This window comes from Variibacter gotjawalensis (assembly GCF_002355335.1).
In the GTDB taxonomy this organism is placed as follows: domain Bacteria; phylum Pseudomonadota; class Alphaproteobacteria; order Rhizobiales; family Xanthobacteraceae; genus Variibacter; species Variibacter gotjawalensis.
In genome coordinates this window covers 3,781,547-3,805,462 of sequence record NZ_AP014946.1, presented here as the reverse complement: position 1 = coordinate 3,805,462, position 23,916 = coordinate 3,781,547, and the positions used below count along the sequence as shown (strand labels likewise).

Below are 23,916 nucleotides of genomic sequence, written 5' to 3'. Positions count from 1 at the left end.
AGCAAAGCGCCGATCACTGCGCGAGCCATACGTCGGTCCAGTGGCTCGACGGCCAGCGTGGATTGTTATGATGGTTGCGCAGGCGCTTATTGGTGACCGAGATGAATTGACGCTCGATCGCCATCCAGAGCGGCGTTTCGGTGTTCACGAGCTTTTCGAACTCGCCGTAAAGCGCCTTGCGCTTGGCCGGATCGAGTTCGCTCTGCGCGTCGTCGATGACTTTGTCGACGGCGTCCGACTGCCAGCCCCATTGGTTCGTCCATGGCGCGCCTTTCGGGCTGCCGGAGCGATACCAGACCGTCGTCGAGACTGCCGGATCGTTGCGATACTGGTGCCAGCCGGTCGCGAGATCGAAATTCCATTCGCGGTAGACGTTGGTGAGGAAGCCGGCCGCGTCGTAGCGCACGATCTCGATTTTGATGCCGACTTCGGTGAGCGCCTGCTGAATGTAAGTCGACCACAACGCGATGTCCTCGCCCCATGGCGCGGGCACGAGACGCAGCGAGAAGCGCGTGCCGTCGCGGCCTTTCGGATAGCCGGCTTCGTCGAGCAATGCGTTCGCCTTCTTGAGGTCGAACGGATATTGCGGGCCGTGCTCGCTCGGGAAGAAGGCCTGCGATGACGACGGGATCGGTCCGGTGCCGCGCTTCCCGAATCCGTAGAGGAAGTTTTCGCAGAAGAATGGGATATCGAGCGCGTGGACGATCGCGCGGCGGACGCGGATGTCGGCGAGTTCCTTGCGGCGGAAGTTGAACTCGATCGTGTTGTTGCTCGCGTTGCCTTCGTTGCCGCGGCTGGAGACTTCAAAGCGCGCGTCTTTCTTGAGGCGATCCATGTCGGCGAGCGCCAGCGAGGAGTAATTGCTCATCAGCACTTCGCCGGTTTCCATGGCTGCGGTCGCGGCGGATTTGTCGGTGATGAAGCGCCAGACGACGCGATCGAGATATGGGAAACCCTGGAGCCAATATTTCGGATTGCGTTCCGCGATGATGAACTGGCCGCGCTCGTATTGCACGAACTTGAACGGACCGGTGCCGACCGGCGCGGTGTTCGCCGGATTTTCGAGGACGTTGGTGCCCTCGTAAATGTGGCGCGGCGCGATGTAGCCGAGGTCCGGCAGGGCGCGCAGCAGAAGGTCGAGCGGCATCGGGCGCGCGTAGCGGAAGATGGCTGTGTATTTGTCCGGCGTGTCGACGGCTTCGAGATAAAGCTGCAGCGTGGTGCCGTAGTTGAGATGCTTCTTCCACATCTCCATCGCGGTGTATTGCACGTCCGCGGAGGTAAACGGCTTGCCGTCGTGCCAGGTGACGCCCTGGCGCAGCTTGAACGTGATCGCCTTGCCGTCCGGCGTCGTCGACCATTCGGTCGCCAGCATCGGGTCCGGGCTGCCGTCGGCTTTAAGATCAACCAGCGGCTCCATGATCTTCGACGCGACGATGTAAACGCCGGTCGAGGCACGCAGCGCCGGGTTGAGAATGCGTTGCTCCGAATTGAGGTGCACGGTGAGGACGCCGCCGCGGCGCGGCGTGTCCTGCGCAAAGCTCAAGTCCGGCAATCCGGCGGTCGTTGCGAGCGCGGTGGCGGAGAGCAGCGCGGCGCGGCGAGTAATCATCATAGGAAACCTCAAACGAGAATCAGTCTTGCGGAGCGATGAAGCCGAGAAGCACTCCGTTGGCTTTTGCCGGCGGAACACAGATGGCGTGCGGGGTCTTCACGGCGTCGGCGCCGATGGCTTTCTGCGCGGCGTTAAGATCGCCTGCGACGAGGATCAACGACACCGCGCCGCTCTTCGGCATGCCGTCGAGCGGGACGCCGGGATGCCGTGCTTCCAGCGTCTTGCGCGTCAGGAAGATGAAGGGCGCGCGGCCTCCGCCGGATTCGACGCGGACAGCGCCGTCGGCTTCTTCCTGCGCGCCGCGATCGATCAGCTTCGCCATATGTTCAGCGTCGGCTTTCGGATTGTCCGTGAGCACTTCGATGCGCGCGAGGTGTTTCGCTGTATTGGCGTGATGCATGATCTCGGGAATCCACACGGCCTCGCGCGTCAGATGCTGGCACGCGAAGATACGCAGGCCCGCCGGCGCTTCGCTCACGGGCCACTGCGTGACGCGGAATTTCGCGGCGGTCTCGCCGCCGGACGGAAGCGTCACGGGTCGGCCGAAATCGATCGGGCCGACGGCGGCGTAGCCGATGCCTTTGATTTCCGCCGCGAGCTTTTCGGCATCGACCGCGGTAAATGCAGTGCGCTCCAAGCCTTCGCCGCGCTCATCGAGATAAGCTCTACTCGGCGCGTTGTGTTCGGTTGGTGTCAGAATGCCGAGGAGCTCGATGTAGTCCGGATCAAGCATGATCGTGTAGTTGCCGGAGCCGAGATGTGCGCTGTGCGTTCCGCGCGGCGATAGCGTGAAGCCGAGGCGCTGCCAATTCTTCGCCGCCGCGTCGAGATCGCGCGTGAGCACGACCACGTGATCGACCCCGACGATATTCTGAAGCGCCATCCGTCACCTCTTCTTATCGCTCGCCAACCGGCGGTGCGTTGTTCTCAGCAACATGCTACGTCTTGAGGCCAGTGAAAACACCTATCGAGAAGATGTGATGACTGAAAGCGTCGAGTGGCCGCCTTCGCTGTGGGCCGCGGTGACGGCGGCGGGACCGGAACTGACCGCGCTTGCCGGCAGCCAGACCGCGGATGTCGTCGTTATCGGCGCCGGTTTCACGGGTCTTTCGACCGCGCTGCATCTGCGCGAAAAGGGCATCGGCGTCACGGTGATCGAGGCGCAGGAGCCCGGTTGGGGCGCCTCCGGTCGCAACAACGGGCAAGTCATTCCGACGCTGTCGAAGCCGGACCCGGAGGACATTGTCGCGCGTTACGGCGCGGGTGGGGAACGACTCGTGACTCTCATCCGCGATAGCGCGGATTATCTTTTCGATCTCGCGCGCCGCTACGACATCGATGCCGAAGCGGAACAGAACGGCTGGGTGCAGCCCGTGCACACACCGGGCCGCATTAAGATCGCGGAGCGCCGCGTCAAGCAGTGGGGCAAATACGGCGCACCCGTCGAGATGCTGTCGCGCGAGCAGGTGCGCGACATGCTGGGCTCGGACGCTTGGTACGGTGGCTTCTGGAATCGCACCGGCGGGCACATCAATCCGTTGGCGCTGACGCGCGGTTTGGCGCGTGCGGTGCTCGCGGCCGGCGGCGTGATCTATGCGCGCTCGCCGGTCGATAGCTTCGAGCGGCGCGGCGATCGCTGGGTGGTCAAGACCACTGGCGGGGAAGTGTCGGCGCGCTCGCTCGTCTTGGCGACGAATGCGTATACGGGGGAGTTCTCCTCGCTCGCGCCGAAGATCGCGCATGAAGTCGTGCCGGTGCTGTCGTGGCAGATGGCAACGCAGCCTCTGTCGGACAACGTGCGCAAGACGATCATCCCCGGCCGGCAAGCAATGTCGGACACGCATGCGGAGCTTTACTTCGGCCGTTACGACAAACGGAACCGGCTGGTCACGGGCGGCATTCTGCTTTCGCCGTTCAATCGCGCCGAGCGTTTGAAGAAGCTGCTGGCCGGGCGGCTGCAAAAGCTCTGGCCGCAGATCGGCGATGTGACGTTCGACTACGTCTGGAACGGTTATGTGGGGCTGACGCCGGATTGGATGCCGCGCATGCATAAGCTCGGGCCGAACGGTTTCGCCTGGGCGGGGTGCAACGGCAGGGCCGTGGCGATGTCGGTCGCGCTTGGTCGGGAATTCGCCAAGGCGGTGGAGGGCGCGCCGGACGAGCAGCTAGCGCTGCCGTTCAGCGAGCCGGCGCCGATCCCCTTCCATGCCTTTTCGCGCCGGATCGCGCCGTTGAAGCTGATCGAGTATCGGCAGCGCGATGCGATGGAGATTTGACCTGCAGTGGTGTCTGAATGCACCATTTTTGGTCTTTAAATAGAGCGTAAAGAATATTTGTGGTCTATTTGTAGACCATTTTGACGATCTAGACTTGCGGTCCTACGATTTGATCTATAAATAGCTCATAACAATGTCACGTGAGCTATTTGTAGAGCGTCATGGCCAAGCCCATCACCCGCGCATCGTCGCAATATAGTCAGGATGCGGTTGCTCTGCTCGGGCAGCTGATCCGCCGTGGCCGGATCGACCGCAAAATGACGGCCGCCGAGCTCGCAGAGCGGGCCGGAGTTTCGCGTGGCCTCGTCCAGCGTATCGAAAAGGGCGACCTCGGTTCTTCGATCGGCGCGGCCTTCGAGGTCGCGGCGGTCGCCGGCGTCAACCTGTTCGGCACCGATCAGGCCGGCATCGCCTACGCGCTGCATGGGAACGCTGCGACGCTGGCGTTGTTGCCGAAGTCCGTGCGCGCACGAAAGATCGAGACGCAAGATGACTTCTGAGGGCTACACGGAAGCATTCGTCTGGTTTTGGCTCCCCGGCGAGACTTCGCCGGTGGTTGCCGGCCGCCTGCATGCGGTCGACGGCGAGCTGATGTTCAACTATGGCCGCAGCTATCTGACGCGCGTCAACGCGATTCCGATCTATGCACCGGAGCTTCCGCTCGAATCCGGCACGTTGCCGCTGCTCAACGGTCTGAAGATGCCGAGCTGCTTGCGCGATGCATCGCCGGATGCGTGGGGACGCCGCGTCATCATCAATCGTCAGCTCGGCGCGAAGCGGCACGATATCGACACGGATCAGCTCGACGAGATGACGTATCTGCTCGAGTCCGGCTCCGACCGCGCGGGTGCGATCGACTTCCAGCGCTCGGCAACGACGTATATTCCGCGCACCGCGACATCGACGCTGAACGAACTGCTCGGCGCGGTCGAACGCGTCGAGCAGGGCGTGCTGCTCAGCGACGAACTCGATCAGGCGCTGCTGCACGGCAGTTCGATCGGTGGCGCGCGGCCGAAGGCGATGATCGAGAGCAACTCGCGCAAGTTCGTCGCGAAGTTTTCGTCGCAGCAGGACGTCTACAGCGTCGTGAAGGGCGAATATGTCGCGATGCGGCTTGCCGCTGAGGCGGGACTCAACGTTGCGCCGGTGCAGATCGAGCATATCGCCGGCAAGGACATCTTGTTGATCGAGCGCTTCGACCGCCAGCGGGACGGGCAGGGCTGGATTCGCAAGGCGTTCGTGTCGGCGCTGACGCTGCTCGAACTCGACGAGATGATGGCGCGCTATGCGAGCTACGAGAATCTCGGCACGATCATCCGTCATCGTTTCACGCAGCCGAAGGCGACGCTGCGCGAGCTGTTCGCCCGGCTCGTGTTCAATATCTTGTGCGGGAACACGGACGATCACGCGCGCAATCACGCGGCGTTTTGGGACGGCGAGGCGCTGACGCTCACGCCGGCTTACGACGTGTGTCCGCAGATGCGGTCAGGCGGCGAGGCTAGCCAATCGATGCTGATTGTCGGCAACGAGTCACTGAGTCAGATATCGGTGTGCTTGAAAGCCGCGCCGAATTTCCTGCTTTCCGTGAAGGAAGCGAAGGAAATCATTGGGCATCAGGTGCGCGTGATCCGCGATCGCTGGCCGGCGCTGTGCGATGAGGCCGATATGAACGAGGTCGACCGCAGCCTGATGTGGCGCCGGCAGTTCCTCAATCCGTTCGCGTTCGACGGCGCACCGTCGGATATCGCAGATCTGATGCCGGACGAGGAATAGCGCGCGCTATTCGAGCGTCAGCAATACGGGCTGATGATCCGAGAGGCGTGTTTCGGTATCGTATGCGATCTCAACGATGCGGTGCGTCAGGCCTTCGCTGACGAACATGAAGTCGCAGCAATGCGGCTGGCCGTAGGTCTGATCGGTGATGCAGAACGAGTGCGGATGCGGTTCGGGTTCGTGCGCCGCGTTCCACGCATCGATCAAGCGCGGTGCGCCGTTGTCGTGCTTATCGGAAATCCGCCGCTTGGTCGGATGCGAGGGCGGCATGTTGAAGTCGCCCATCAGGAGCGCGGCGGCAGGGCGCGGCGTCGGTTCGTACGGGCCTTTGCCTTCGTCTGGTGGCGACTTCGACCGCATGTAGGCGGCGGCATGGATCGTGCGGATCGCGTCGACCTGCGCGGCGCGCGCTTCGGCCGAGAAGTATTCGAGATGCGTCGTCATCACGCGCAGCAGGCCGAACGGGGCAATCACGGTCGCCTCGATCAAGCCGCGCGGCATGTTGCGCTCGCCGTCCGGAATCCACGGCAGCGTATGGCGGAGAACCTGCCGCACGGGCAAGCGCGAGAAGATCGCATTGCCGAAGCGGCGTGGCTTGCCGTGCGGATCGAAAATCTCCAGCGGGGTTCCGGCGATCGCGGTGTGTTGCGGTAGTAACGCCGCGAGCTCGGCAAATTGATCGGCACCGTTGGTGTCCGCAAGATCCGGCATATGCGCGGAGACTTCCTGAAAGCACAAGATATCGGGATCGCCCATTTGGCGCGCGTGTTCGACGATGCGCTTGAGATCCGTGATGCCGTCCATGCCGCGGCCCCACTGGATGTTCCAGGTAAGAACGCGAATGCTCAACGGATCCCCGCGCGCATGAAGCTCTGCACGAATTGGCGCTGGAACATCAGGAAGCCGATCAGGAGCGGGCCGGATGTCAGCAGCGTTGCGGCGCAGATCACCGACCAGTCGACGCCTTGATCACCGGACGAGAAGACCTGCAGGCCGACCGTGAGCGGCCGCGCCTCCACCGAGTTCGTGATGATCAGCGGCCAGAGAAAGTTGTTCCAGTGATACGAGACCGACACGAGGCCGTAAGCGATGTAGATCGGGCGCGCGAGCGGCACATAGACCTTCATCAGAACCTGCAATGCATTTGCGCCTTCGACACGGGCCGCATCGTCGAGCTCCTTCGGCACGGTGCGGAAGGTTTGCCGCAGCAGAAAGATGCCGAAGGCCGAGGCGACGTAGGGCAGCGCGATGCCGGGCAGCGTATCGACCAGCGAGAGCGCGCTCATCGTGCGGTAATTCTCGACGATGAGAACGTCCGGCATGATCATCAATTGCGCGAGGACGAGCGCGAAAGCGATGCCGCGCCCCGGAAATTCGAAGCGCGCGAAGGCGTAAGCCGCGAGCGTGCAGAGAATGATCTGCGAGACGAAGATCATCGTGACGAGCAGGATCGTGTTGAGGAAGTAACGCGCGAAAGGCGCGGCCACCCAGGCGCGCGTGAAGTTCTCGAACGTGAGCGGCGCCGTCAGCGTGAAGCGCGTGGCGAATTCGGGCGGATGGAACGCGGCCCAGAACGCAAAGGCGAGCGGGAGAATCCACAGCAGCGCGAGCAGCCATGCGCCGCCGGTTTCGAGCACACGGGCGAAGCCTTTCGGCGCGTAGGGATCGTGCGGCGTCTGGCTCATCGGTAGTGCACCCGCCGTTCGAGCCAGCCGTATTGGATGAACGCGATCAGCGCGAGCATGGCGAGCAGCACGATCGTCAGCGCTGCTGCGTAAGCCGTATCCCAGAAGCTGAAGCCGACTTGGTAGATGTAGAAGAGCAGCAGCGAGGTCGCGTTGTCCGGTCCGCCGCGCGTCATGACGATGATGTGGTCGACCATGCGGAAGGCGTTGATCACCGCGTTGATGAGAACGAACAGCGTCGTCGGCATCAGCAGCGGGAATTGGACGCGGCGGAAATAGGTCCAGCGCGATGCGCCTTCGAGCGACGCGGCTTCGGCGAGCGTCGGCGAGATGCTCTGCAGCGCTGCGAGGTAGAAGATCATGAAGAAGCCGGCCTCCTTCCAGATCGCGACAACTGTCACGGCCCACAGCGCCGTGTCTTTCGAGCCGAGCCAGTTGGTCGCACCGAAGCCGAGCGCGCCGAGGATTTGCTCGAGCAGACCGTATTGCGGCGTGAAGAAGAACAGCCAAATGTTGGCGACTGCGATCATCGGCAAGATCGTCGGCGTAAAGTAGGCCATGCGCGCGAAGGTACGGCCGGGCAGGCGGTCGTTGACCCACACGGCCATCAGCATCGCGAGCGCGATTGAAGTCGGGATCGTGCCGAGCGCGAACCAGAGATTGTTGGTGAGCGATTGCCAGAAGATCGGGTCGGCCCAGATCTGCTCGAAATTCGCCGCGCCGACGAAGCGCGCCGGGCGGCGCGGCTTCGGCGTGGACATGACGCTTTCCCACAGGCTCGCGACGGCGGGCCAATGCGTGAACGCGACGAGGAAAATCATCGCGGGCAGCAAAAGAAGCCAGCCGACTATGGCACTGCGGAAACGATCGCTCATGCGCGCCACGGAGAGTGATGCGCGGGAATGTCCCGCGCACCGTTATCGTTAGAAGCGAGGCGCACGCTTAGCGATACGGCTTGAGGATGCGTTCGGCTTCCGCCTGCGCATCCTTGAGCGCTGCGGCCGGAGCTTTCGAGCCGGTGAGTGCAGCCTGAATGTTGTCGCTGAACGCCTTGGTGACGCGCTGGTTCTCGTGCGTCGAGAGTTCCGCGACGGCGAATTCGAGCTGATCGCGCGCCACGGCTGCGGCCGGGAAGCTCGCAACATACTCCTTCATTGCCGGCGTTTCGTACGCCGCTTTGCTCACCGCGACGTAGCCGGTTTCGACGCTCCAGCGCGCGGCGCGCTCGGGCTGCGTCAGCCAGCGGGCGAAGCGGAATGCGCCTTCCTGCTGCTGCGGCGTCGCTTTCTTCGCGATGTTGAAGTTGCCGCCGCCGGTCGGGCTGCCGCGGCGCTTCTGCGAAGGCAACATCGCGACGCCGAACGGGAATTTAGCGTTGTTCTTCACGTTCGTGAGGTTGCCGGTCGTGGTCCACATCATCGCGGTCTTCTTCTCGAAGAAGTCCTTCGGCGTGGTTCCCCATTCGACGATGCCGGGCGCGTGCACCTTCATCTTCTGGCCCATGTCGACCCAGTATTGCAGCGCTTCGACGACGCCCGGCTTATCGAAGTAGGTCGTGTCGCCCTTCTGATTAGCGACGATATCGCCGGCCTCGATGGCGAGTGCCTGTAGCAGCCAATAGCTAAAGCCGGTCGACGGAATCTGCGTGCCCCACTGCGTGACATTGCCGCCTTCGCGCTTCGTCAGCTTCTCGGCGAAGGCCGTGTGCTCGGCCCACGTCTGCGGCGGCTTTTCGGGATCGAGGCCGGCTTCCTTGAAGGCGTCCTTGTTCCAGAAGAGCACGATGGTCGAGCGCTGGAACGGAATGCCCCAGGTCTTTCCCTCGGTCTGGCTGTTGAGCATGAAGGCCGGGAAGAAGCCCTGCATCCAGGCTTTGTCGGCGTCGGTCTTGACGAAGCTGTCGATCGGCACGATCGCGTCTTCGTCGATCAGCGTGAACATGTCGGTCGAGAGCAGCACGGAAAGCGTCGGCGGCGAGCCGCTCTTGTGCGCGGTGAGCACCTTCGCGATCGTGTCCTGATAGGTGCCGGAATAGACCGGCGTGATCTTCACATCCGGATTCTCTTTGTTGAAGTCGGCCGCATAGCCGTCGATGATCTTCGTCACCGGGCCGCCGACTGCGACCGGATAAAAGAACGAAACTTCGGTCGGCGCGTTTTGCGCGATCGCGGGTGCCGCGATGGAGAGCGTGGTGGCTGCGGCCGTGCCGGCCAGGAATTGTCTGCGGTCCATTTGTTGTTCCCTCTGTTGTCGGACGCGTTCTCGTTATTGTTGTTATGTGACAGTTATACTAAGCGCTGTTCACTCTTTCGATCAAAGAGATGTTGGTCGTCGGGGGACCAGGCGAAGTGTACGGTCGCGCCGCGCGCGACGTCCGTCTTGCCGGCGATGCGCGCAACGAAAGGCGCGCCGCCGACGCGGGTTTCCAGCAACGTATCGGCGCCGAGATACTCGGCCGCGATCACTTCGGCGGCAACGCCCGCATCGTCGAGCCTGACGCTTTCGGGGCGAACACCGATATAGATATCGTCGGCAGAGCGCTGGCCCAGCAGCGTCTGCGCGATGGGGCGGCTCGCGACTGCGGTTGCCGGAACCACATTCATCGGCGGCGTGCCGATGAAGCGCGCCGAGAATGTCGTCGCGGGCGAAGCGTAGAGTTCGGTCGGCGTGCCGTTCTGCTCGATCTGGCCGTTGCGCATCAGGATGATGCGGTCCGCCATCGTCATCGCTTCGACCTGGTCGTGCGTGACGTAGATCATCGTCATGCCGAGACGCTGCTGCAACGCGCGGATCTCGCGGCGCATTTCGAGGCGAAGCTGTGCGTCGAGATTCGAAAGCGGCTCGTCCATCAGACAGACTTCCGCCTGAGCGACGACGGCGCGCGCGAGTGCGACGCGTTGCTGCTGGCCGCCGGAGAGCTGCGACGGTTTGCGTTCGAGCAACGGCGCAAGGCCGAGCAGTTGCGCAACGTCCCTGAGGCGCTTGTCGCGCTCGGCGCGATCGACGTTGCGGACGCGCAAGCCGAAGATGATGTTCTCGGCCACGCTCAGATGTGGGAAGAGCGCGTAGCTTTGAAACACCATCGCGATGCCGCGCTTCGCCGGCGGCAACTGCGTAACGTCCCGATCGCCAATCAGTATTCGCCCAGCATTCGGAAAATCGAGGCCCGCGATGAGACGCAGCGTCGTCGACTTTCCGCAGCCGGAGGGGCCGAGCAGGGCGACCAGCGAGCCCGCCTCGACCTTGAAACTCACATCACGAACTGCGGCGGTCTCGCCCCATAATCTCGACACGCCCTCTACGAGGATGGTAGGCAAGGACAACAACTCCGGCTGAGGTGAGGGCAGACAACATAAAATCGTGGCTTGGATCAAATGTGTCCGCCGCGCCCCTCTCTTCAACAGCCCAAAACAACGACTGGCAAGAATGAAATCGATTGTTTGGACTTTGGCCCTTTGTATTCCGTTGACGCTCCTCGCCGGAGCGCTGCACGCCGCCGACCGCCGAGCTCAGGCGGCCTTGAAAAAAATGGATCCGGAGAGCCGGCTCACACAAGTGTGCGATCTCGAAGCGATGAACCGTATCGCGCGCGACGGAACCCCGCACCGCCCGGATCGCGCGATGGTCGATCAGCTCGGCGAGCCGAAGCGCAACGGCCATAGTTTGCGTGGGACCGGCGGCGCCTTCCGCAGCAAAGGGGAGTGGTATCGCTTTTCGTTCAGCTGCGATGCCGCGAGCGACCACATGAGTGTGCTGTCGTTCGAGTATAAGATCGGCAACAAGGTCGAACGCAAAGAATGGGCGACGCTGGGATTGTTCTAGGGGCGAGTCCAACTAGCCCTTTCGCACAGGCCCTGCTGGCATCGGCTTGATGCGTGGCTTGTGCGCTTTCGCTTTCGTCTTGTGCGGGATGTTCCCGCAGTAGCCGGGCGCCGACGAGCCCTTCGGATTGCAGAAAGTCGCCGCGCTGCTGTGGCCCGCCATCGCGGCGAACGCGAGCGTGAACATCATCGTCAGTGCTATGCGCATCATCGTTCTCCCGACAGTTTGTCGCAGAAAGTCTCGCTCAAGTTCAACCGCGGTCTGGTTGGAACCGAATGCCGGTCGCTCCAATTGATGTGGTATCGAGGAGTGGATCATGCCGCGCGCCTACTGGAAGGGCTATCTGAAGCTTTCGCTCGTCAATTGTCCGGTCGAGCTGTTCCCGGCGATCACCGGCGGGGGCAAAACGCGATTTCACCAGATCAACGCGAAGACCGGTCATCGCCTGCGTCAGCAAATGGTCGACGAGAAATCCGGACGTGTTGTCGACAAGGATGACAAGGGGCGAGGCTACGAACTCAGCAAGGGAAAGTACGTCGCGATCACGGCAGACGAACTCGATGCGATCGAGTTCGAGAATACGCACGTGATCGACATCGAGAGTTTCGTGCCGGTCGACGAAATCGACAAACGCTATTTCGATCGCGGCTACTACATCGCGCCGCGCGGTAAGGTCGGCGCGGATGCTTTCGCGGTTATCCGCGATGCGATGAAAGACAAAGATCGTTTCGCGTTGGCGCGGATCGTGATCGCCAATCGCGAACATACGATCGCGCTCGAGCCGCTCGATAAAGGCATCATCGGCACCGTGCTGCGTTACGATCACGAAGTGCGTGATGCAAAGTCCTACTTCTCCGGCATCAAAGCGGTGCGGCCGGCGCGCGACATGGTGAAACTCGCCGAGCACATTCTTGAAAGCATGAAGGGCAAGTTCGCGCCGGAGAAATTCAAGGATCGCTACGAGTTGGCTTTGCGGAAGCTGGTCAAGAAAAAGTCGGCGGGCCGCAAGATCGAGGCGCCGAAGCCGAAGCCGAAAGACGACAACGTTATCGATCTGCGCGAGGCGCTGAAACGTAGTCTCGATGGATCGGGCGGAGCGAAGAAGAAGCGGCGGAAGAAGGCGGCCTAATTCCGCGTAACCATCGACCTAGCCGGCAGTCGAATCCTCGGACTCGCCGGGTTCGGGTAGCGTGCCGGCGCCGGGGGTCTTGTCCTTATCGGTCAGTTCGGGCTTGTCGTGAGGCCCAGCCGCCGGCTGCTCGTCCTTCTTCGGATCGTTAGGTGTCTTGGCCTTACTGGTCATGTTTGGCTTGCGCTCCGGATCGTCGCGGACCATCCCGCTTTACCACCGGCTTAACGCCCGGCGCAGTGGACCGTTCCGGACGGGGTCCGCTGTAGGCTGTCGCGCCGGACGGCGAATTGTGCCATACGCTCCCCGAAATCGCGTTCTCGCAGCAGGAGCCTATGGTTAGCAGCGTCGACAGGCCCGGCAGCCACCGCTTTTCGGTGGCCCCGATGATGGACTGGACCGACCGGCATTGCCGGGCGCTCCACCGTCGGCTGACGCGGCATGCCTTGCTCTATACCGAGATGGTGACGACCGGTGCGATCATCCACGGCGACCGGCAGCGGCTGCTTGGCTTTTCGCCGGAGGAGCAGCCGGTCGCGCTGCAGCTGGGCGGTAGCGATCCGGCAGCGCTCGGGACCAGCGCGCGGATCGGCGAAGAATTCGGCTACCGCGAGATCAACCTCAACGTCGGCTGTCCGTCCGACCGTGTTCAGGACGGGCGCTTCGGTGCTTGCCTGATGGCGGAGCCGCAGTTGGTCGGCGATTGCGTCGCCGCGATGAAGGCGGCGGTGAAAATTCCTGTGACGGTGAAGTGCCGTATCGGCATCGACGATCAGGATCCGGCGGCGTCGCTCGACGCGCTGACGGCCGCCGTCGTTGCGGCCGGATGCGAGCTTTTGATCGTGCATGCGCGCAAGGCGTGGCTCAAGGGGCTCTCGCCACGCGAGAACCGTGACATCCCGCCGCTCGACTACGACCGCGTCTATCGTTTGAAGCGAGCGAATCCGACGTTGACCGTTGTCATCAACGGCGGCGTGAAGTCGATCGAGGAGGCGCGAGCGCACCTTGCGCATGTCGACGGCGTGATGATGGGGCGCAGCGCATATCAGGAGCCGTGGCGCCTGCTCGATGTGGACGCTGCGATCTTCGGCGGCGAAGCGCCCGCGAGTTCGGTGAAGGACGCGGTGGCGCAGTTGTTTCCTTACATCGAACATCAGCTCACGGGCGGTCTGCGATTGCACAGCATCACACGCCACATGCACGGACTCTTTCACGGCGTGCCCGGCGCGCGGCACTTCCGCCGTCATCTCGCAGTCGAAGGCGTCAAGCCCGGCGCCGGGTTGCAGACGCTGCAGGATGCGCTCGACAAGGTCTCGGATAACGGCTACGCCGACGCGGACATTGCAGCGGCCTGACCGCACGGTTTACTCACATGATATTCGGAATGCCGGCCTCGGAACTCGCGCTGCTCGCAGCGCTGATCATCGCGGGCGGTGCACTCACGGGCCTGCTCGCCGGCGTGTTCGGCGTCGGCGGCGGCGGCATCATCGTTCCGGTTCTCTACGAAGTCTTTCGCGCCGCCGGTGTGCCCGAAGATGTGCGCATGCAGCTCTGCGTCGGAACGTCTCTCGCGATTATTCTGCCGACATCGATCCGCGCTTTCATGACACATCGGCGCGCGCTCGTGCTGTCGATGGATGTGTTTCGCCGCTGGTTGATTCCGATCGTCGTCGGCGTCGCGCTCGGCGGCTTCATCGCGGCGATCGCGCCGGGCTGGGTGTTCAAGATTTCGTTCGTTGTCGTCGCGAGTCTGCTCGCCGCGAAGATGTTTATCGGCAGCGACACGTGGCGGCTCGGCGAGACGCTGCCCGGCCGATGGCTGATGTCGTTGTATGGCTTCGTCATCGGCCTCTACTCGGCGCTGATGGGCGTCGGCGGTGGTTCGGTTGCGACGCTGGTGCTGACGCTCTACGGCACGCCCATCCACACCGCGATCGGCTATTCATCCGGCGTCGGCGTCGTGATCGCAATTGCCGGAACGATCAGTTTCATCATCGCGGGCATTCCACATTTAGCGATGCTGCCGCCGTTCTCGCTCGGCTTCGTTTCGTTGATCGGACTATTTCTGATGGCGCCGATCACGAGCCTGGTCGCGCCCTATGGCGCGCGGCTCGCGCATAAGCTGTCGCGCCGCAAGCTCGAAATTTTGTTCGGCTTGTTTCTAAGCTTCGTCACGCTGCGCTTCGTCGCGAGCTTGATCTGGTAACTTTTGGTTGGTCGCATTTCCGGACGGTGAACCGGTCTCCACTTCACCTGGAAATGCTCTTACGGGAAACCGCGTAACACCAGCTTATCGCCGCGCACTTCCCAGCTTTCGAGACGATTGAGGAAGCTCATGCCGAGCAGGTTGGTTTTCAGCTGACCTGGCTGTGCGATCAGCGCCGGCACCGAGCGTTCAACGATGCTGCCGACCGAGAGTTTGTCGAGCGTGATTGGGGCTGCGCGCGTGCGCCCGTTCGCGGTATCGACGGCGACGGAATATTGCAGCACTTCCATCGGCAGGCCGGCGCTACGCGCGGCTTCTTGCGTCAACACCACGGCGCTTGCGCCGGTGTCGAGGATCATCTGCGTCTTCGTTCCGTTGACTTCCGTCGTGATCGCGTATTCACCGCCGCGGCCGCGCGCGATCTCGACCGCGTGACCACGCGACGTCGGCCGTCCGGGCACGAGCTCGGCGAGAATGCGATTGCCGATCTGCTGAAGTTCGAAGCGATACGTGTAGCCGGCCGCGAGCACGAGGCCGATCAGCACCCAGAACACGGCGGCTTCGAGAGCGGCGCCCAAGCGATGACGGAACAGGGCGATGACGGAACCGGCGAGGAACACCAGCAGCGCGACTTTGACAACCAGTGCGCTGAAATCGTCGAGCCCCAGGCCCGCGATGGTCTCCTTGTCGTGGCGTGCGACGAGGATGAGGAAGGCGAGGCCGAGACCGATCAGCAGCCCCCAGAAGAGGCGTTTGCCGCTGCCGGACTCGCGCTTCTTCTCGCGCTCTTCGGCGCGTCTCATGGGTTCGTCTCGTGTGGCCGGCGCTGCGTCAGGCGGTCCGGTAACTCATCCATAATCCGTCTTCGCTCTTCGTCGGTCAGTCGCGACCAGTTCCCGATTTCGCCGATCGTGCGCCCGCATCCGAGGCACATCTTCGAATCGGGGTCTAGCACGCAAATCTTGACGCAGGGAGAGATGATGGGCTGCACGGCGGCGCAATCGATCACGAATGAGCCAGCTTATCAATGCGTTGACCTGCGACAATCTGCTGTCCGGGCCTCAAGCGCTTAACGGGCCTGGCTTCTTGCGCAGGCTCGGACGCGGGCCCTTCGGCGTCGGCGCGAGTTCGGGCTCCGGCTCTGCGTTCGGCACGGTCGGCGGCGCGCCGTTGTGGATCGGCGCAAGCGCCGAAACGACGCGCTGCGGCGGGAAGTTGACGAGCACCTCGGTACCTTGGCGCAGCTTCGACTTGATGGCGAACGAGCCGCCGTGAAGTTCGATCAGGCCGTTGACGATCGGAAGGCCGAGGCCGGCGCCGCGTTCGGCGGACTTGATCGCGTTCGAGCCTTGGCCGAACGACGAGAGCACGATCTGGATTTCGTCTTCCGGAATGCCGGGACCGTTGTCTCGCACCGAGATGTACTGGCCGCCGGACGCAGTCCAGCCGACCTTGAGCCAGATCTCGCCGCCCTGCGGCGTGAACTTGATCGCGTTGGAGAGTAGGTTGAGGACGATCTGGCGCACCGCGCGCTCGTCCGCCCAGACGCGCGGCAAATGCTGCTCGAAGTTCTGGCTGATGCGGATACTACGGCTTTGCGCGCGCATCTTGAGAAGATGGTGGCAGTCTTCGACGACACCTGGGAGCGAGACGCTTTCTTCTTTCAGCTCGTAGCCGCCGGCTTCGACGCGCGAGAGATCGAGAATTTCGTTGATGAGATTGAGCAGGTGCTCGCCCGAGCTGTGAATGTCGCCTGCATATTCCTTGTAGATCGGCGAGGAATGTTCGCCGAATACTTCACTCTTCATCACCTCGGAAAAGCCGAGGATCGCATTGAGCGGCGTGCGCAGCTCGTGACTCATCTGCGCAAGGAAGCGCGACTTCGCGAGGTTGGCTTCCTCGGCGTTGCGGCGTGCTTCGTCGGAATTCGCTTTCGATTGTTCGAGTTCGCCGATCAGTGCGTCCTTCTCGGCGCGAGCGATGAGCGTGTCGAGCGTGCCCGAGTAGAGGCGGTGCGCGATGAGCGCGAAATAGACCTGTGCGCCGATCGCCATCGCGATCATCACGTAATGTTCGAACCGGCCGTGCAGCGCGTAATAGACCGTGACGGCCGTCAGTGCCGGCAGGGTCGTCGCGAAGAGCGCGGTCGGCAACGTCGACGAGAGCATCGCGGCGAGTGCGATGATCAGCAGCAAGATGAAGAGCACGAACGTGCTCGTCACCGACGAGACGTCTCCCAGCATCGACAGGATGAGGATCATCCAGGCCGAGCCGAACGCCACATCGAGCAGCGTGAAGCGCATACGCCAGGCGCGGATATCAGTGCCGTCCGTGTCGAGGGCCAGGAACTTGCGGCATTGGATCCAGGTCAGCCCGACGATGCAGAGTGTTGCGGAGGTCCAAACTACAGCTAGGAGCTCGCCATTCCACTGCGCGGAAAAAATGCCGACAGCGGCGACGAGGATGCTAATCGCGAGGACGGCAGAAATCCGATTGGAGGCGAATTGCCGGATCAGCTCCTGGTCAAAGGCCGGCCGGGTACCGGTCGAGGAGGTTAGGCGGTCCCGTGCTTCGCGCACCCGGCGCGCCGTGCTGCGGCGCGGCGAGGCCGCAGCCGCGCGCGCGGCTTCGGCATCGCGCTGGGCACTCGCAGTTGCGCTATCCGGGGAGGCAGGGAGCATCCCTCAGTTATGCGGGGAAAGTCGCTTAAAAAAGCCTAACCCGAATGGGTAGAATCCGCATATGACGGCGCTTAATGCGCGGGTCTTCCTACACAAAGCGAAATCTTGGGTCGTTTAGCCCGCGAACGCGCAATCTGGTGATCTGGTTGCTGGTCGTCGGCGCGATTGCGGCGGTCGGCTGGTGGCGCGAGCAGAGCACGCCTGCGTTGAGCGGGCAGGCGCGGGTTATCGACGGCGATAGTCTCTGGGTCGGGTCGACGGAAATCCGCATCTACGGGATCGATGCGGTTGAGCTTCACCAGTCGTGCACGCGAGCCGGGCAGCCGTGGAGCTGCGGCAGCGAGGCCGCGCAAGCGTTGCGCCGCGCGATCAACGGCAGAGCGGTGAGCTGCCGGTCGAAGGACCGTGATCGTTACGGGCGCACGGTCGCGACATGCTCGGTCGGTGGTCTCGATCTCGGCGCAGCGATGATCAAGGGCGGTTACGCGGTCGCTTACGGAGCCTACGAGGCGGACGAACGAGAGGCGCGCGATGCCGGACGCGGCATCTGGTCGTCGCAATTCGAGCCGCCGGGCGTATGGCGTTCGCGCAATCCACGCCGGCCCTCTCCTTGACCACCCGGATCAGCTCTGATCGATTGCGGCTCAATGACAATAACCGGGCGGAAACGATGAAGCTCTACGATGCCGGCCGCGCGCCGAACCCGCGCCGCGTGCGCGTTTTTCTCGCCGAGAAAGGGTTGTCGATCGAGACCGAGCAGGTCGATCTCGCCAACAAGCAGCACAAATCGCCGGAATTCACCGCTATCAATCCGATCCAGCGCGTGCCGGTGCTGATCCTCGACGACGGCACCGCGATCGCGGAATCGATCGCGATCTGCCGCTACTTCGAAGCGTTGCGTCCCGATCCGCCGCTGTTCGGCCGTTCCGCGCTCGAGATCGCGATAGTCGAGATGTGGCAGCGCCGTATCGAGATGAATTTCCTCAACTCGATCGCGAACGTATTCCGTCATCTGCATCCCGCGATGGCCGAGATGGAACAGCCGCAGGTTGCCCAATGGGGCGAGGCCAACAAACCGCGCGTCATCGAGTTTCTCTCGGTGCTCGATGCGCAGTTGAAGGATAACGTTTTCGTCGCGGGTGAGCATTATTCCGTCGCGGATATCTCCGGGATGATCGCGGTCGATTTCATGAAAGTCGCGAAGTTGTCGGTGCCGCCTGCACTGAAGAATGTCGCGCGGTGGTATGCGCAGGTGAGTGAGCGCCCGAGCGCGAAAGCTTAAGGACACGACGATGGGTTACGAGACTATTCGCTACGCGGTCGCCGACGGTGTCGGCACGATCACGATGGCGCGGCCGGACAAGCTCAACGCATTCACCTCCGTGGTGCATGCGGAACTGCGCGACGCGCTCGATGCGGCGGAGAAGGATGACAACGTCCACTGTATCGTCATCACGGGCGAGGGACGTGCTTTCGCGGCCGGTCAAGATTTGCGTGAAGAGCGCATCCTCGGGCCGGACGGCCAGCCGGATGCGGGTGCCCGTCTCGACAAGGATTACAACCCGCTCGTGCTGCGTCTCTACAACAACGCGAAGCTGACGATTGCGGGCGTGAATGGTCTTGCGGTCGGCGCGGCGGCGAATATCGCGCTCGCCTGCGACATCGTCGTCGCGGCGCGCTCAGCCTACATGCAGCAGATTTTCGTGCGCATCGGGTTGGTGCCGGATGCCGGCGGCACGTGGTTCCTGCCGCGTCTGGTCGGGCCGAAGCAGGCGCTGGCGCTGATGCTGTCTGGCGATCAGGTGCCGGCGACGGAGTTGCACCGCCTCGGCATCGCGCATCAGCTCTTCGATGACGCGACCTTCGCGGACGACCTACAGAAGTTCGCGAAGAAAATCGCGGCGGGGCCGACGGCGACGTATCGGATGATCAAGGATGCGGCACGCAAGAGCCTCGGCAACGATCTTGCGGCTCAGCTGAACGTCGAACGCGATTTGCAGCGTCGCGCCGCGCTGACCGAAGACTCGCAGGAAGCAATTGCAGCGTTCAAAGAAAAGCGCCCGCCGAAATTCGTCGGGCGCTGAGGGGCGACTTAGCCGCGGCGGATTTCGTTGCGGGTGCGCCACCAGTTGCGATCGTAGCTGTGGGTGCGGTCGTTATTCTCCGCATAGACCAGCGACTCGATCTCGGTCGGCATGATTTCGAGGTCGCGCAACGTGCGCCGGTCCAGCGCCGACAGCTGGCGGACCGTTTCGCGGCGAGCCTGCCAGGACCGATAGCGGATCCATCCGCGGTAGAGAGCGGCGAGGATGCCGGTTGCGCGCGGCGTAGTCGGCCAGCCGGCGAGCGGTGCCAAAGCGTGGCGGTCGTCGTTCAGGGGATTTAAAAGAGCCATGGGGATGCTCCTATGGTTAGAGAATCTCAGGGGTACGAATTTGCTTTGACCTCTATGTCGCGCTTGCAGAGCGCCATTTCAAACGATACTTTCTCGCCTTATGAGTGAGAGAATCTCATCGATGCGCAGGCCATTGCCGCCATTGAACGCCCTCCGTGCCTTCGAAGCGATCGCGCGTCATCTTTCGTTTGCCCGGGCGGCCGACGAGCTGCACGTCACGCCGGCGGCATTATCGCACCAGATCAAAGGCTTAGAGGATCAGCTCGGGGTCCCGCTGTTTCACCGCCGCGCGCGTTCGATCGAGCTCACCGAGGCCGGGGACATGCTTTATCCCGGCCTGCATGCGGGCTTCGAAGCGCTGCACGATGCGATCGGACGGCTCGGCCGGCGCAAGGAAGACCGCTTCCTGGTCATCAGCGCGACACCGGGTTTCACGGCGAAATGGCTGGTGCCAAGGCTGTGGAAGTTTCTCAACCAGCACCCGGAGGTCGATCCGCGGCTCGCGGCCAGCCTCGCGGTGGCGGATTTCACGGCTGACGGCGTCGATGTCGCGATCCGCCTCAGCGACGGGCATCACCCGGAACTCTACGTCGAGAAGCTGTTCGACGACTCGGTGGTGCCGGTCTGCAGCCCGCGCCTGATCGAGGCTGGATTGCGCACGGTCGACGATCTCGCGCGGTTTTCGCTCATCCACTACGACATTCCGACATCGTCGCAGCGCCCGCCGAACTGGTCCGAGTGGCTGGAAGTCGCCGGGGCGCATGGCATCGACGGCTCACGCGGGCTCCGTTTCAACGTGGCGGACCATGCGCTCGACGCGGCGGTGGCGGCGGCCGGTGTGTCGATGTCCTACAAACTCATCGCGTCCGACGACGTGCATAACGGTAGGCTGGTGATCCCGTTCGGCCCACAATTGCCGATCACGGAGCGCGCCTACCATTTCGTCTGCCCGAAAGGGCACGAGACGCGGCCGAAGGTGCGCGCCTTCCGCGACTGGCTGTTCGCCGAAATGGCAGAGACCAAGGCCAAATGGGTGCCATTTGATGCCGCGACATCAACAGGATCGTCTCGGTAGCAGTTGACGGACACACCCTGCGGCGGCCATTAATGCGTGAAATCAACTCGGGCTTGCCGGCTGTCGTGCACGCCCACTGAAATGCGGCACGCCTCGTGCAAGTGCGCCGGGTGAAATAGGGCAAGCATGGCGAAAATCGTCATCTCTTACCGGCGTGCCGACTCGGAAGCGCTGACAGGTCGAATCCGTGACCGTCTGGTTGGCCATTATGGCGACCAGTCGATCTTCATGGATATCGACAGCATCCCGTTCGGCATCGATTTCCGCGACTACATCAAGGAAGCGCTCGCCGAGACCGACGTCGTGCTCGCCATCATGGGGCCGCGCTGGATCGGCGCATCGGCGACGGGCGGGCCATCGCGCATCAGCGAGGACACCGATCCGGTTCGCATCGAGGTCGAGACTGCGCTCGCCCGCAAGATCCCGGTTATCCCGGTTCTCGTTGACAACGCGATCATGCCGCAGCCCTCCGAGCTTCCGGAGACATTGCGCAATCTTGCGTATCGCAATGCGGCAGTGGTCGACAGCGGACGCGATTTCCATCTGCACATGGATCGTCTCGTGCGCGCGATGGACAAGATCGTGCCCGGCGCGCCGGACACCGGTGGCGAGGTCGCCGTACCGCCGCGCCGCACCGAGATGTACGCGCAGAACCTGACGCAGCCGCCGCGCAGTCAGCCGCTCACGCAGACGACGGCGGCAGCCGCCGCGCCTGGGGGCCGCAACTGGTTCAAATATGTTGCGATCGGTCTCGGTGTGATCGTCGCCGGTTTCGTCGGGCTGGTGGTTATCGGCATCTTTGCGCCCGACACGAAAAAGGGCGGTGGTACGACGACAACGACGGTCACCAGCCCCGGCGGATCGGTGGTGTCGTCGACGTCATCTCCGCCGGCTCCGCAACCAGCGCCGACGCCTGCGCCAACACCCGCGCCGCAACCGAGCGTGCAGCCGACGCCACCACCGGCGCCGCAGCCGCCGCCGCAGCGACAGACTTCGTCCGCGCCGCCCGCAACGTGCGGCACCGCGACCGTGTATGCGTTCCGCGACAATTTCTCGCCGCTCAATCCAGGCTGGGACGATCCGTCCGCGTCTCGCTACGTCGAGAACGGGCAGATGGTGTTCAACTTCAAGGATCCGGGTCTACTGACTTGGCTGTATCGTCCGATGCGCTTCAAGGCAGCGTCGGTCTGCGCGACCGTGCGTGCTCCGCCGCAGGCGACGAAGCTAGACGGTGTCGCGAGCGGCGGCGTCGCGTTCTGGGCGACCGACTATCAGAATTACTATCTGGCGCAGGTTTACATCGACGGCACCTATCAGGTGTATCGCCGTTTGAGCGGCGAATGGATCCCGGTCGTCCCGCGCACGAAGTCTGAGCATTTGCGCACGGGCCTCGACTCGGTCAACGAGCTGCAGGTCACGTTTAAGGAGAGCAACGGAACGTTCTTCGCGAATGGTCAGAAGCTTGTTGACTTCCGCGGCCAGCCGCCGAAAGACGGCGGCGCTGTCGGATTGCATGGCGAATCGGAATCCGATCGCGGAAATCAGTGGCGCTTCACCAGCATCGCGGTCGTCGAGGATGAGCCGCTGGCGCAGCGGCCGGTGTCGTCGAAGGCGCAACGCGCGGCGACGGCAAAGCTTGAATGCAAGCAGAGCAGCGACACGGCTTTCGCGGACGACTTCAAGCGGCCGGACGGCGGCTGGGGCGATCTTGCGACCACGGCGTTTTACGACGGCGGCAATCTCGTCATTAAGCCGCAGGAGAACCGTACGCGCACGCTGCTCTACTCGGCGCTGCGTTACGTCAACGCGACAGCGTGCGTGAATCTGCGTTGGCCGAGCGAGCCGGTTCAAGCGGAGGAAATCGCGTCGGGCGGCATCGCGTTCTGGGGGCAGAACAACAAGAACTTCTACGAGGCGAGCCTCTTCCGCGACGGCACATTCGATATCTATCGTCTGATCGACGACGAGTGGGTCACGGTGGTGAAGCGCACGAAGTCGGCGGTCATCAAAACCGGCGCGAACGACATCAACCAGTTGAAAGTCGGCATGTCGAACGGCATCGCGACGCTCTACATCAACGACACGAAGGTCACGGAAATTCCGGGGCAGCCGCCACGCGCCGGCGGTGCGATCGGGCTGTTCGGTCAGTCCGACAAGGAGCGCCCGATCGGCTGGCGCTTCGTCGACGCCGCGGTGGTGGATTAGGCGAGCACTGAAACTGCGTTCGTCATGGCCCGGACAAGCCGGGCCATGACGCCTGTGGTGTTCGCTCAGTCCGTCAGCGCGACAGTCGCGCGAACAAGCTCGCCGTATCCCAGCGGCCGCCGCCCATCTTCTGCACTTCGGCGTAGAACTGATCGACGAGCGCGGTGACCGGAAGGTTCGCGCCGTTGCGGCGGGATTCGGCGAGGCAGATCGAGAGATCCTTGCGCATCCAATCGACCGCAAAGCCGAACTCGAACTTGTTCTCGATCATCGCCTTGTAGCGATTTTCCATCTGCCAGGACTGCGCAGCGCCCTTTGAGATCGTCGCGACGAGCGCTTCAATATCGAGACCGGCTTTCGTCGCGAAATGGATGCCTTCCGAAAGGCCCTGCACCAGACCCGCGATGCAGATCTGGTTCACCATCTTGGCGAGCTGGCCCGAGCCCGAAGCGCCGAGCAGCTTGCACATGCGCGCATACGAGGCGATGACCTTCTCGGCTTCACCGAACGGACCGGCGTCGCCGCCGCACATCACGGTGAGCACGCCATTCTCGGCGCCGGCTTGGCCGCCCGACACCGGAGCATCGACGAAATCGAAGCCACTCTTTTTGGCTTCTGCATAAAGCTCGCGCGCGACCTCGGCGGACGCCGTCGTGTGGTCGACGAAGATCTTGCCCTTGGTCATGCCGGCGAAAGCGCCGTCGTCACCGAGCGTGACCGAGCGCACGTCGTTGTCATTGCCGACGCACATCATGACAAAGTCTTGGCCGGTGGCTGCCTCTTTCGGGGTCTTGGCGGCTTTGCCGCCGTATTCCTTGGCCCACTTTTCGGCTTTCGCGAAGGTGCGATTGTAGACCGTGACGTCGTGGCCACCCTTTTCCTTCAGGTGCCGCGCCATCGGGTAACCCATCACGCCCAAACCAAGAAATGCAACTTTCGCCATTATATCCTCCGCGTTGTGGCGAGTGGTGTGCCCCGCAACCGCCGCCATAGTCAACGGTAGCGGCTTGGTAGCGCCTTGGGTTGCGCGCTGGGTTGACCCTTACAACCGGGC

General features: G+C 62.9%; 26 protein-coding genes. 12 read left to right on the top strand and 14 right to left on the bottom strand.

The annotated features are described in order from the left end of the window. Positions 1–13: 13 nt before the first annotated feature. Both GJW30_RS18710 and GJW30_RS18705 read right to left on the bottom strand, forming a co-directional pair. A complete protein-coding gene (locus GJW30_RS18710; protein ID WP_197703823.1) occupies positions 14–1,612 on the bottom strand; it encodes an ABC transporter substrate-binding protein in 1,599 nt (532 codons plus the stop codon). A 22-nt stretch (positions 1,613–1,634) separates the two neighbouring features. Next, on the bottom strand, positions 1,635–2,498 hold the full coding sequence (locus GJW30_RS18705; RefSeq protein WP_096357924.1) for a VOC family protein: 864 nt from the start codon (positions 2,496–2,498) through the stop codon (positions 1,635–1,637). Between the two features lie 97 nt (positions 2,499–2,595). Here GJW30_RS18705 and GJW30_RS18700 point away from each other — a divergent pair, with 97 nt between their 5' ends. From GJW30_RS18700 to GJW30_RS18690, 3 genes are all read left to right on the top strand, one after another. Next, positions 2,596–3,891, top strand: coding sequence for an NAD(P)/FAD-dependent oxidoreductase (locus GJW30_RS18700; protein ID WP_096357923.1), 1,296 nt, complete (start codon positions 2,596–2,598; stop codon positions 3,889–3,891). Positions 3,892–4,052: 161 nt separating this feature from the next. Further along, on the top strand, positions 4,053–4,391 hold the full coding sequence (locus GJW30_RS18695; protein ID WP_096357922.1) for a helix-turn-helix transcriptional regulator: 339 nt from the start codon (positions 4,053–4,055) through the stop codon (positions 4,389–4,391). Continuing rightward, the gene (locus tag GJW30_RS18690) at positions 4,381–5,664 is read left to right on the top strand and encodes a type II toxin-antitoxin system HipA family toxin (protein WP_096357921.1); all 1,284 of its coding nucleotides are present in this window, start codon (positions 4,381–4,383) and stop codon (positions 5,662–5,664) included. Before GJW30_RS18695 ends, GJW30_RS18690 begins: the two co-directional genes overlap by 11 nt. A 6-nt stretch (positions 5,665–5,670) precedes the next feature. On the opposite strand, the gene GJW30_RS18685 is transcribed toward GJW30_RS18690, so the two are convergent. From GJW30_RS18685 to GJW30_RS18665, 5 genes are all read right to left on the bottom strand, one after another. Then, on the bottom strand, positions 5,671–6,513 hold the full coding sequence (locus GJW30_RS18685) for an endonuclease/exonuclease/phosphatase family protein (protein ID WP_130364589.1): 843 nt from the start codon (positions 6,511–6,513) through the stop codon (positions 5,671–5,673). After that, entirely contained in the window at positions 6,510–7,349 is an 840-nt protein-coding gene (locus GJW30_RS18680; RefSeq protein ID WP_096357919.1) for a carbohydrate ABC transporter permease, read from the bottom strand. Before GJW30_RS18680 ends, GJW30_RS18685 begins: the two co-directional genes overlap by 4 nt. After that, a complete protein-coding gene (locus tag GJW30_RS18675) occupies positions 7,346–8,224 on the bottom strand; it encodes a carbohydrate ABC transporter permease (protein ID WP_096357918.1) in 879 nt (292 codons plus the stop codon). The genes GJW30_RS18680 and GJW30_RS18675 overlap by 4 nt, the downstream gene beginning before the upstream one ends. Before the next feature lie 67 nt (positions 8,225–8,291). Continuing rightward, positions 8,292–9,581 (bottom strand): ABC transporter substrate-binding protein, encoded by a 1,290-nt coding sequence (locus GJW30_RS18670; RefSeq protein WP_096357917.1) that lies wholly within the window; start codon positions 9,579–9,581, stop codon positions 8,292–8,294. A 53-nt stretch (positions 9,582–9,634) separates the two neighbouring features. Beyond that, entirely contained in the window at positions 9,635–10,666 is a 1,032-nt protein-coding gene (locus GJW30_RS18665) for an ABC transporter ATP-binding protein (RefSeq protein WP_096358921.1), read from the bottom strand. A 109-nt stretch (positions 10,667–10,775) separates the two neighbouring features. Between GJW30_RS18665 and GJW30_RS18660 the strand changes: the two genes are divergently transcribed. Beyond that, entirely contained in the window at positions 10,776–11,171 is a 396-nt protein-coding gene (locus GJW30_RS18660) for a DUF930 domain-containing protein (RefSeq protein WP_096357916.1), read from the top strand. A 12-nt stretch (positions 11,172–11,183) separates the two neighbouring features. On the opposite strand, the gene GJW30_RS18655 is transcribed toward GJW30_RS18660, so the two are convergent. Then, the gene (locus tag GJW30_RS18655; protein ID WP_096357915.1) at positions 11,184–11,381 is read right to left on the bottom strand and encodes a hypothetical protein; all 198 of its coding nucleotides are present in this window, start codon (positions 11,379–11,381) and stop codon (positions 11,184–11,186) included. Between the two features lie 106 nt (positions 11,382–11,487). Between GJW30_RS18655 and ku the strand changes: the two genes are divergently transcribed. Continuing rightward, the gene (gene ku, locus GJW30_RS18650; protein WP_096357914.1) at positions 11,488–12,300 is read left to right on the top strand and encodes a non-homologous end joining protein Ku; all 813 of its coding nucleotides are present in this window, start codon (positions 11,488–11,490) and stop codon (positions 12,298–12,300) included. 18 nt (positions 12,301–12,318) lie between these two features. Here ku and GJW30_RS22870 read toward each other — a convergent pair whose 3' ends face one another. Further along, positions 12,319–12,474, bottom strand: a complete 156-nt coding sequence (locus GJW30_RS22870; RefSeq protein ID WP_165391585.1) for a hypothetical protein — start codon at positions 12,472–12,474, stop codon at positions 12,319–12,321. A 212-nt stretch (positions 12,475–12,686) separates the two neighbouring features. On the opposite strand from GJW30_RS22870, the gene dusA reads away from it, so the two are divergent. Continuing rightward, entirely contained in the window at positions 12,687–13,655 is a 969-nt protein-coding gene (dusA, locus tag GJW30_RS18640) for a tRNA dihydrouridine(20/20a) synthase DusA (protein ID WP_245408559.1), read from the top strand. Positions 13,656–13,684: 29 nt separating this feature from the next. After that, positions 13,685–14,506, top strand: a complete 822-nt coding sequence (locus GJW30_RS18635) for a sulfite exporter TauE/SafE family protein (protein ID WP_245408558.1) — start codon at positions 13,685–13,687, stop codon at positions 14,504–14,506. 59 nt (positions 14,507–14,565) lie between these two features. On the opposite strand, the gene GJW30_RS18630 is transcribed toward GJW30_RS18635, so the two are convergent. From GJW30_RS18630 to GJW30_RS18620, 3 genes are all read right to left on the bottom strand, one after another. Next, a complete protein-coding gene (locus GJW30_RS18630) occupies positions 14,566–15,309 on the bottom strand; it encodes a TIGR02281 family clan AA aspartic protease (RefSeq protein WP_096357910.1) in 744 nt (247 codons plus the stop codon). Then, entirely contained in the window at positions 15,306–15,440 is a 135-nt protein-coding gene (locus GJW30_RS18625; protein WP_208408092.1) for a DUF1289 domain-containing protein, read from the bottom strand. The genes GJW30_RS18630 and GJW30_RS18625 overlap by 4 nt, the downstream gene beginning before the upstream one ends. A 127-nt stretch (positions 15,441–15,567) precedes the next feature. Next, a complete protein-coding gene (locus tag GJW30_RS18620; RefSeq protein WP_096357909.1) occupies positions 15,568–17,187 on the bottom strand; it encodes a sensor histidine kinase in 1,620 nt (539 codons plus the stop codon). Between the two features lie 137 nt (positions 17,188–17,324). On the opposite strand from GJW30_RS18620, the gene GJW30_RS18615 reads away from it, so the two are divergent. The 3 genes from GJW30_RS18615 to GJW30_RS18605 are packed head-to-tail and all read left to right on the top strand — an operon-like array spanning position 17,325 to position 19,271. After that, positions 17,325–17,801 carry a thermonuclease family protein gene (locus GJW30_RS18615; protein ID WP_245408557.1) on the top strand — a complete coding sequence of 159 codons (477 nt, stop codon included), beginning with the start codon at positions 17,325–17,327 and terminating at the stop codon, positions 17,799–17,801. A 56-nt stretch (positions 17,802–17,857) separates the two neighbouring features. Next, positions 17,858–18,469, top strand: a complete 612-nt coding sequence (locus GJW30_RS18610; RefSeq protein WP_096357907.1) for a glutathione S-transferase family protein — start codon at positions 17,858–17,860, stop codon at positions 18,467–18,469. 10 nt (positions 18,470–18,479) lie between these two features. Continuing rightward, positions 18,480–19,271 carry an enoyl-CoA hydratase-related protein gene (locus GJW30_RS18605; protein WP_096357906.1) on the top strand — a complete coding sequence of 264 codons (792 nt, stop codon included), beginning with the start codon at positions 18,480–18,482 and terminating at the stop codon, positions 19,269–19,271. A gap of 8 nt (positions 19,272–19,279) precedes the next feature. On the opposite strand, the gene GJW30_RS18600 is transcribed toward GJW30_RS18605, so the two are convergent. Beyond that, complete coding sequence (locus tag GJW30_RS18600) at positions 19,280–19,582, bottom strand: hypothetical protein (RefSeq protein ID WP_096357905.1); 303 nt, start codon at positions 19,580–19,582, stop codon at positions 19,280–19,282. Positions 19,583–19,724: 142 nt separating this feature from the next. Between GJW30_RS18600 and gcvA the strand changes: the two genes are divergently transcribed. Together gcvA and GJW30_RS18590 are read left to right on the top strand one after the other, a co-directional pair. Continuing rightward, positions 19,725–20,657 (top strand): transcriptional regulator GcvA, encoded by a 933-nt coding sequence (gene gcvA, locus GJW30_RS18595; protein ID WP_157746788.1) that lies wholly within the window; start codon positions 19,725–19,727, stop codon positions 20,655–20,657. Positions 20,658–20,783: 126 nt separating this feature from the next. Then, positions 20,784–22,862 carry a toll/interleukin-1 receptor domain-containing protein gene (locus GJW30_RS18590; RefSeq protein ID WP_096357903.1) on the top strand — a complete coding sequence of 693 codons (2,079 nt, stop codon included), beginning with the start codon at positions 20,784–20,786 and terminating at the stop codon, positions 22,860–22,862. 73 nt (positions 22,863–22,935) lie between these two features. Here GJW30_RS18590 and GJW30_RS18585 read toward each other — a convergent pair whose 3' ends face one another. Then, positions 22,936–23,805 carry an NAD(P)-dependent oxidoreductase gene (locus tag GJW30_RS18585; RefSeq protein ID WP_096357902.1) on the bottom strand — a complete coding sequence of 290 codons (870 nt, stop codon included), beginning with the start codon at positions 23,803–23,805 and terminating at the stop codon, positions 22,936–22,938. Between the last annotated feature and the right edge of the window lie 111 nt (positions 23,806–23,916).

Bases quoted from the DNA above. Each gene is read 5' to 3' on its own strand.
- GJW30_RS18710 (WP_197703823.1), bottom strand. From the start codon at position 1,612: ATGATTACTCGCCGCGCCGCGCTGCTCTCCGCCACCGCGCTCGCAACG.
- GJW30_RS18705 (WP_096357924.1), bottom strand. From the start codon at position 2,498: ATGGCGCTTCAGAATATCGTCGGGGTCGATCACGTGGTCGTGCTCACG.
- GJW30_RS18700 (WP_096357923.1), top strand. From the start codon at position 2,596: ATGACTGAAAGCGTCGAGTGGCCGCCTTCGCTGTGGGCCGCGGTGACG.
- GJW30_RS18695 (WP_096357922.1), top strand. From the start codon at position 4,053: ATGGCCAAGCCCATCACCCGCGCATCGTCGCAATATAGTCAGGATGCG.
- GJW30_RS18690 (WP_096357921.1), top strand. From the start codon at position 4,381: ATGACTTCTGAGGGCTACACGGAAGCATTCGTCTGGTTTTGGCTCCCC.
- GJW30_RS18680 (WP_096357919.1), bottom strand. From the start codon at position 7,349: ATGAGCCAGACGCCGCACGATCCCTACGCGCCGAAAGGCTTCGCCCGT.
- GJW30_RS18675 (WP_096357918.1), bottom strand. From the start codon at position 8,224: ATGAGCGATCGTTTCCGCAGTGCCATAGTCGGCTGGCTTCTTTTGCTG.
- GJW30_RS18670 (WP_096357917.1), bottom strand. From the start codon at position 9,581: ATGGACCGCAGACAATTCCTGGCCGGCACGGCCGCAGCCACCACGCTC.
- GJW30_RS18660 (WP_096357916.1), top strand. From the start codon at position 10,776: ATGAAATCGATTGTTTGGACTTTGGCCCTTTGTATTCCGTTGACGCTC.
- GJW30_RS18655 (WP_096357915.1), bottom strand. From the start codon at position 11,381: ATGATGCGCATAGCACTGACGATGATGTTCACGCTCGCGTTCGCCGCG.
- ku (WP_096357914.1), top strand. From the start codon at position 11,488: ATGCCGCGCGCCTACTGGAAGGGCTATCTGAAGCTTTCGCTCGTCAAT.
- GJW30_RS22870 (WP_165391585.1), bottom strand. From the start codon at position 12,474: ATGACCAGTAAGGCCAAGACACCTAACGATCCGAAGAAGGACGAGCAG.
- dusA (WP_245408559.1), top strand. From the start codon at position 12,687: ATGATGGACTGGACCGACCGGCATTGCCGGGCGCTCCACCGTCGGCTG.
- GJW30_RS18635 (WP_245408558.1), top strand. From the start codon at position 13,685: ATGCCGGCCTCGGAACTCGCGCTGCTCGCAGCGCTGATCATCGCGGGC.
- GJW30_RS18630 (WP_096357910.1), bottom strand. From the start codon at position 15,309: ATGAGACGCGCCGAAGAGCGCGAGAAGAAGCGCGAGTCCGGCAGCGGC.
- GJW30_RS18625 (WP_208408092.1), bottom strand. From the start codon at position 15,440: ATGTGCCTCGGATGCGGGCGCACGATCGGCGAAATCGGGAACTGGTCG.
- GJW30_RS18620 (WP_096357909.1), bottom strand. From the start codon at position 17,187: ATGCTCCCTGCCTCCCCGGATAGCGCAACTGCGAGTGCCCAGCGCGAT.
- GJW30_RS18610 (WP_096357907.1), top strand. From the start codon at position 17,858: ATGAAGCTCTACGATGCCGGCCGCGCGCCGAACCCGCGCCGCGTGCGC.
- GJW30_RS18605 (WP_096357906.1), top strand. From the start codon at position 18,480: ATGGGTTACGAGACTATTCGCTACGCGGTCGCCGACGGTGTCGGCACG.
- GJW30_RS18600 (WP_096357905.1), bottom strand. From the start codon at position 19,582: ATGGCTCTTTTAAATCCCCTGAACGACGACCGCCACGCTTTGGCACCG.
- GJW30_RS18590 (WP_096357903.1), top strand. From the start codon at position 20,784: ATGGCGAAAATCGTCATCTCTTACCGGCGTGCCGACTCGGAAGCGCTG.
- GJW30_RS18585 (WP_096357902.1), bottom strand. From the start codon at position 23,805: ATGGCGAAAGTTGCATTTCTTGGTTTGGGCGTGATGGGTTACCCGATG.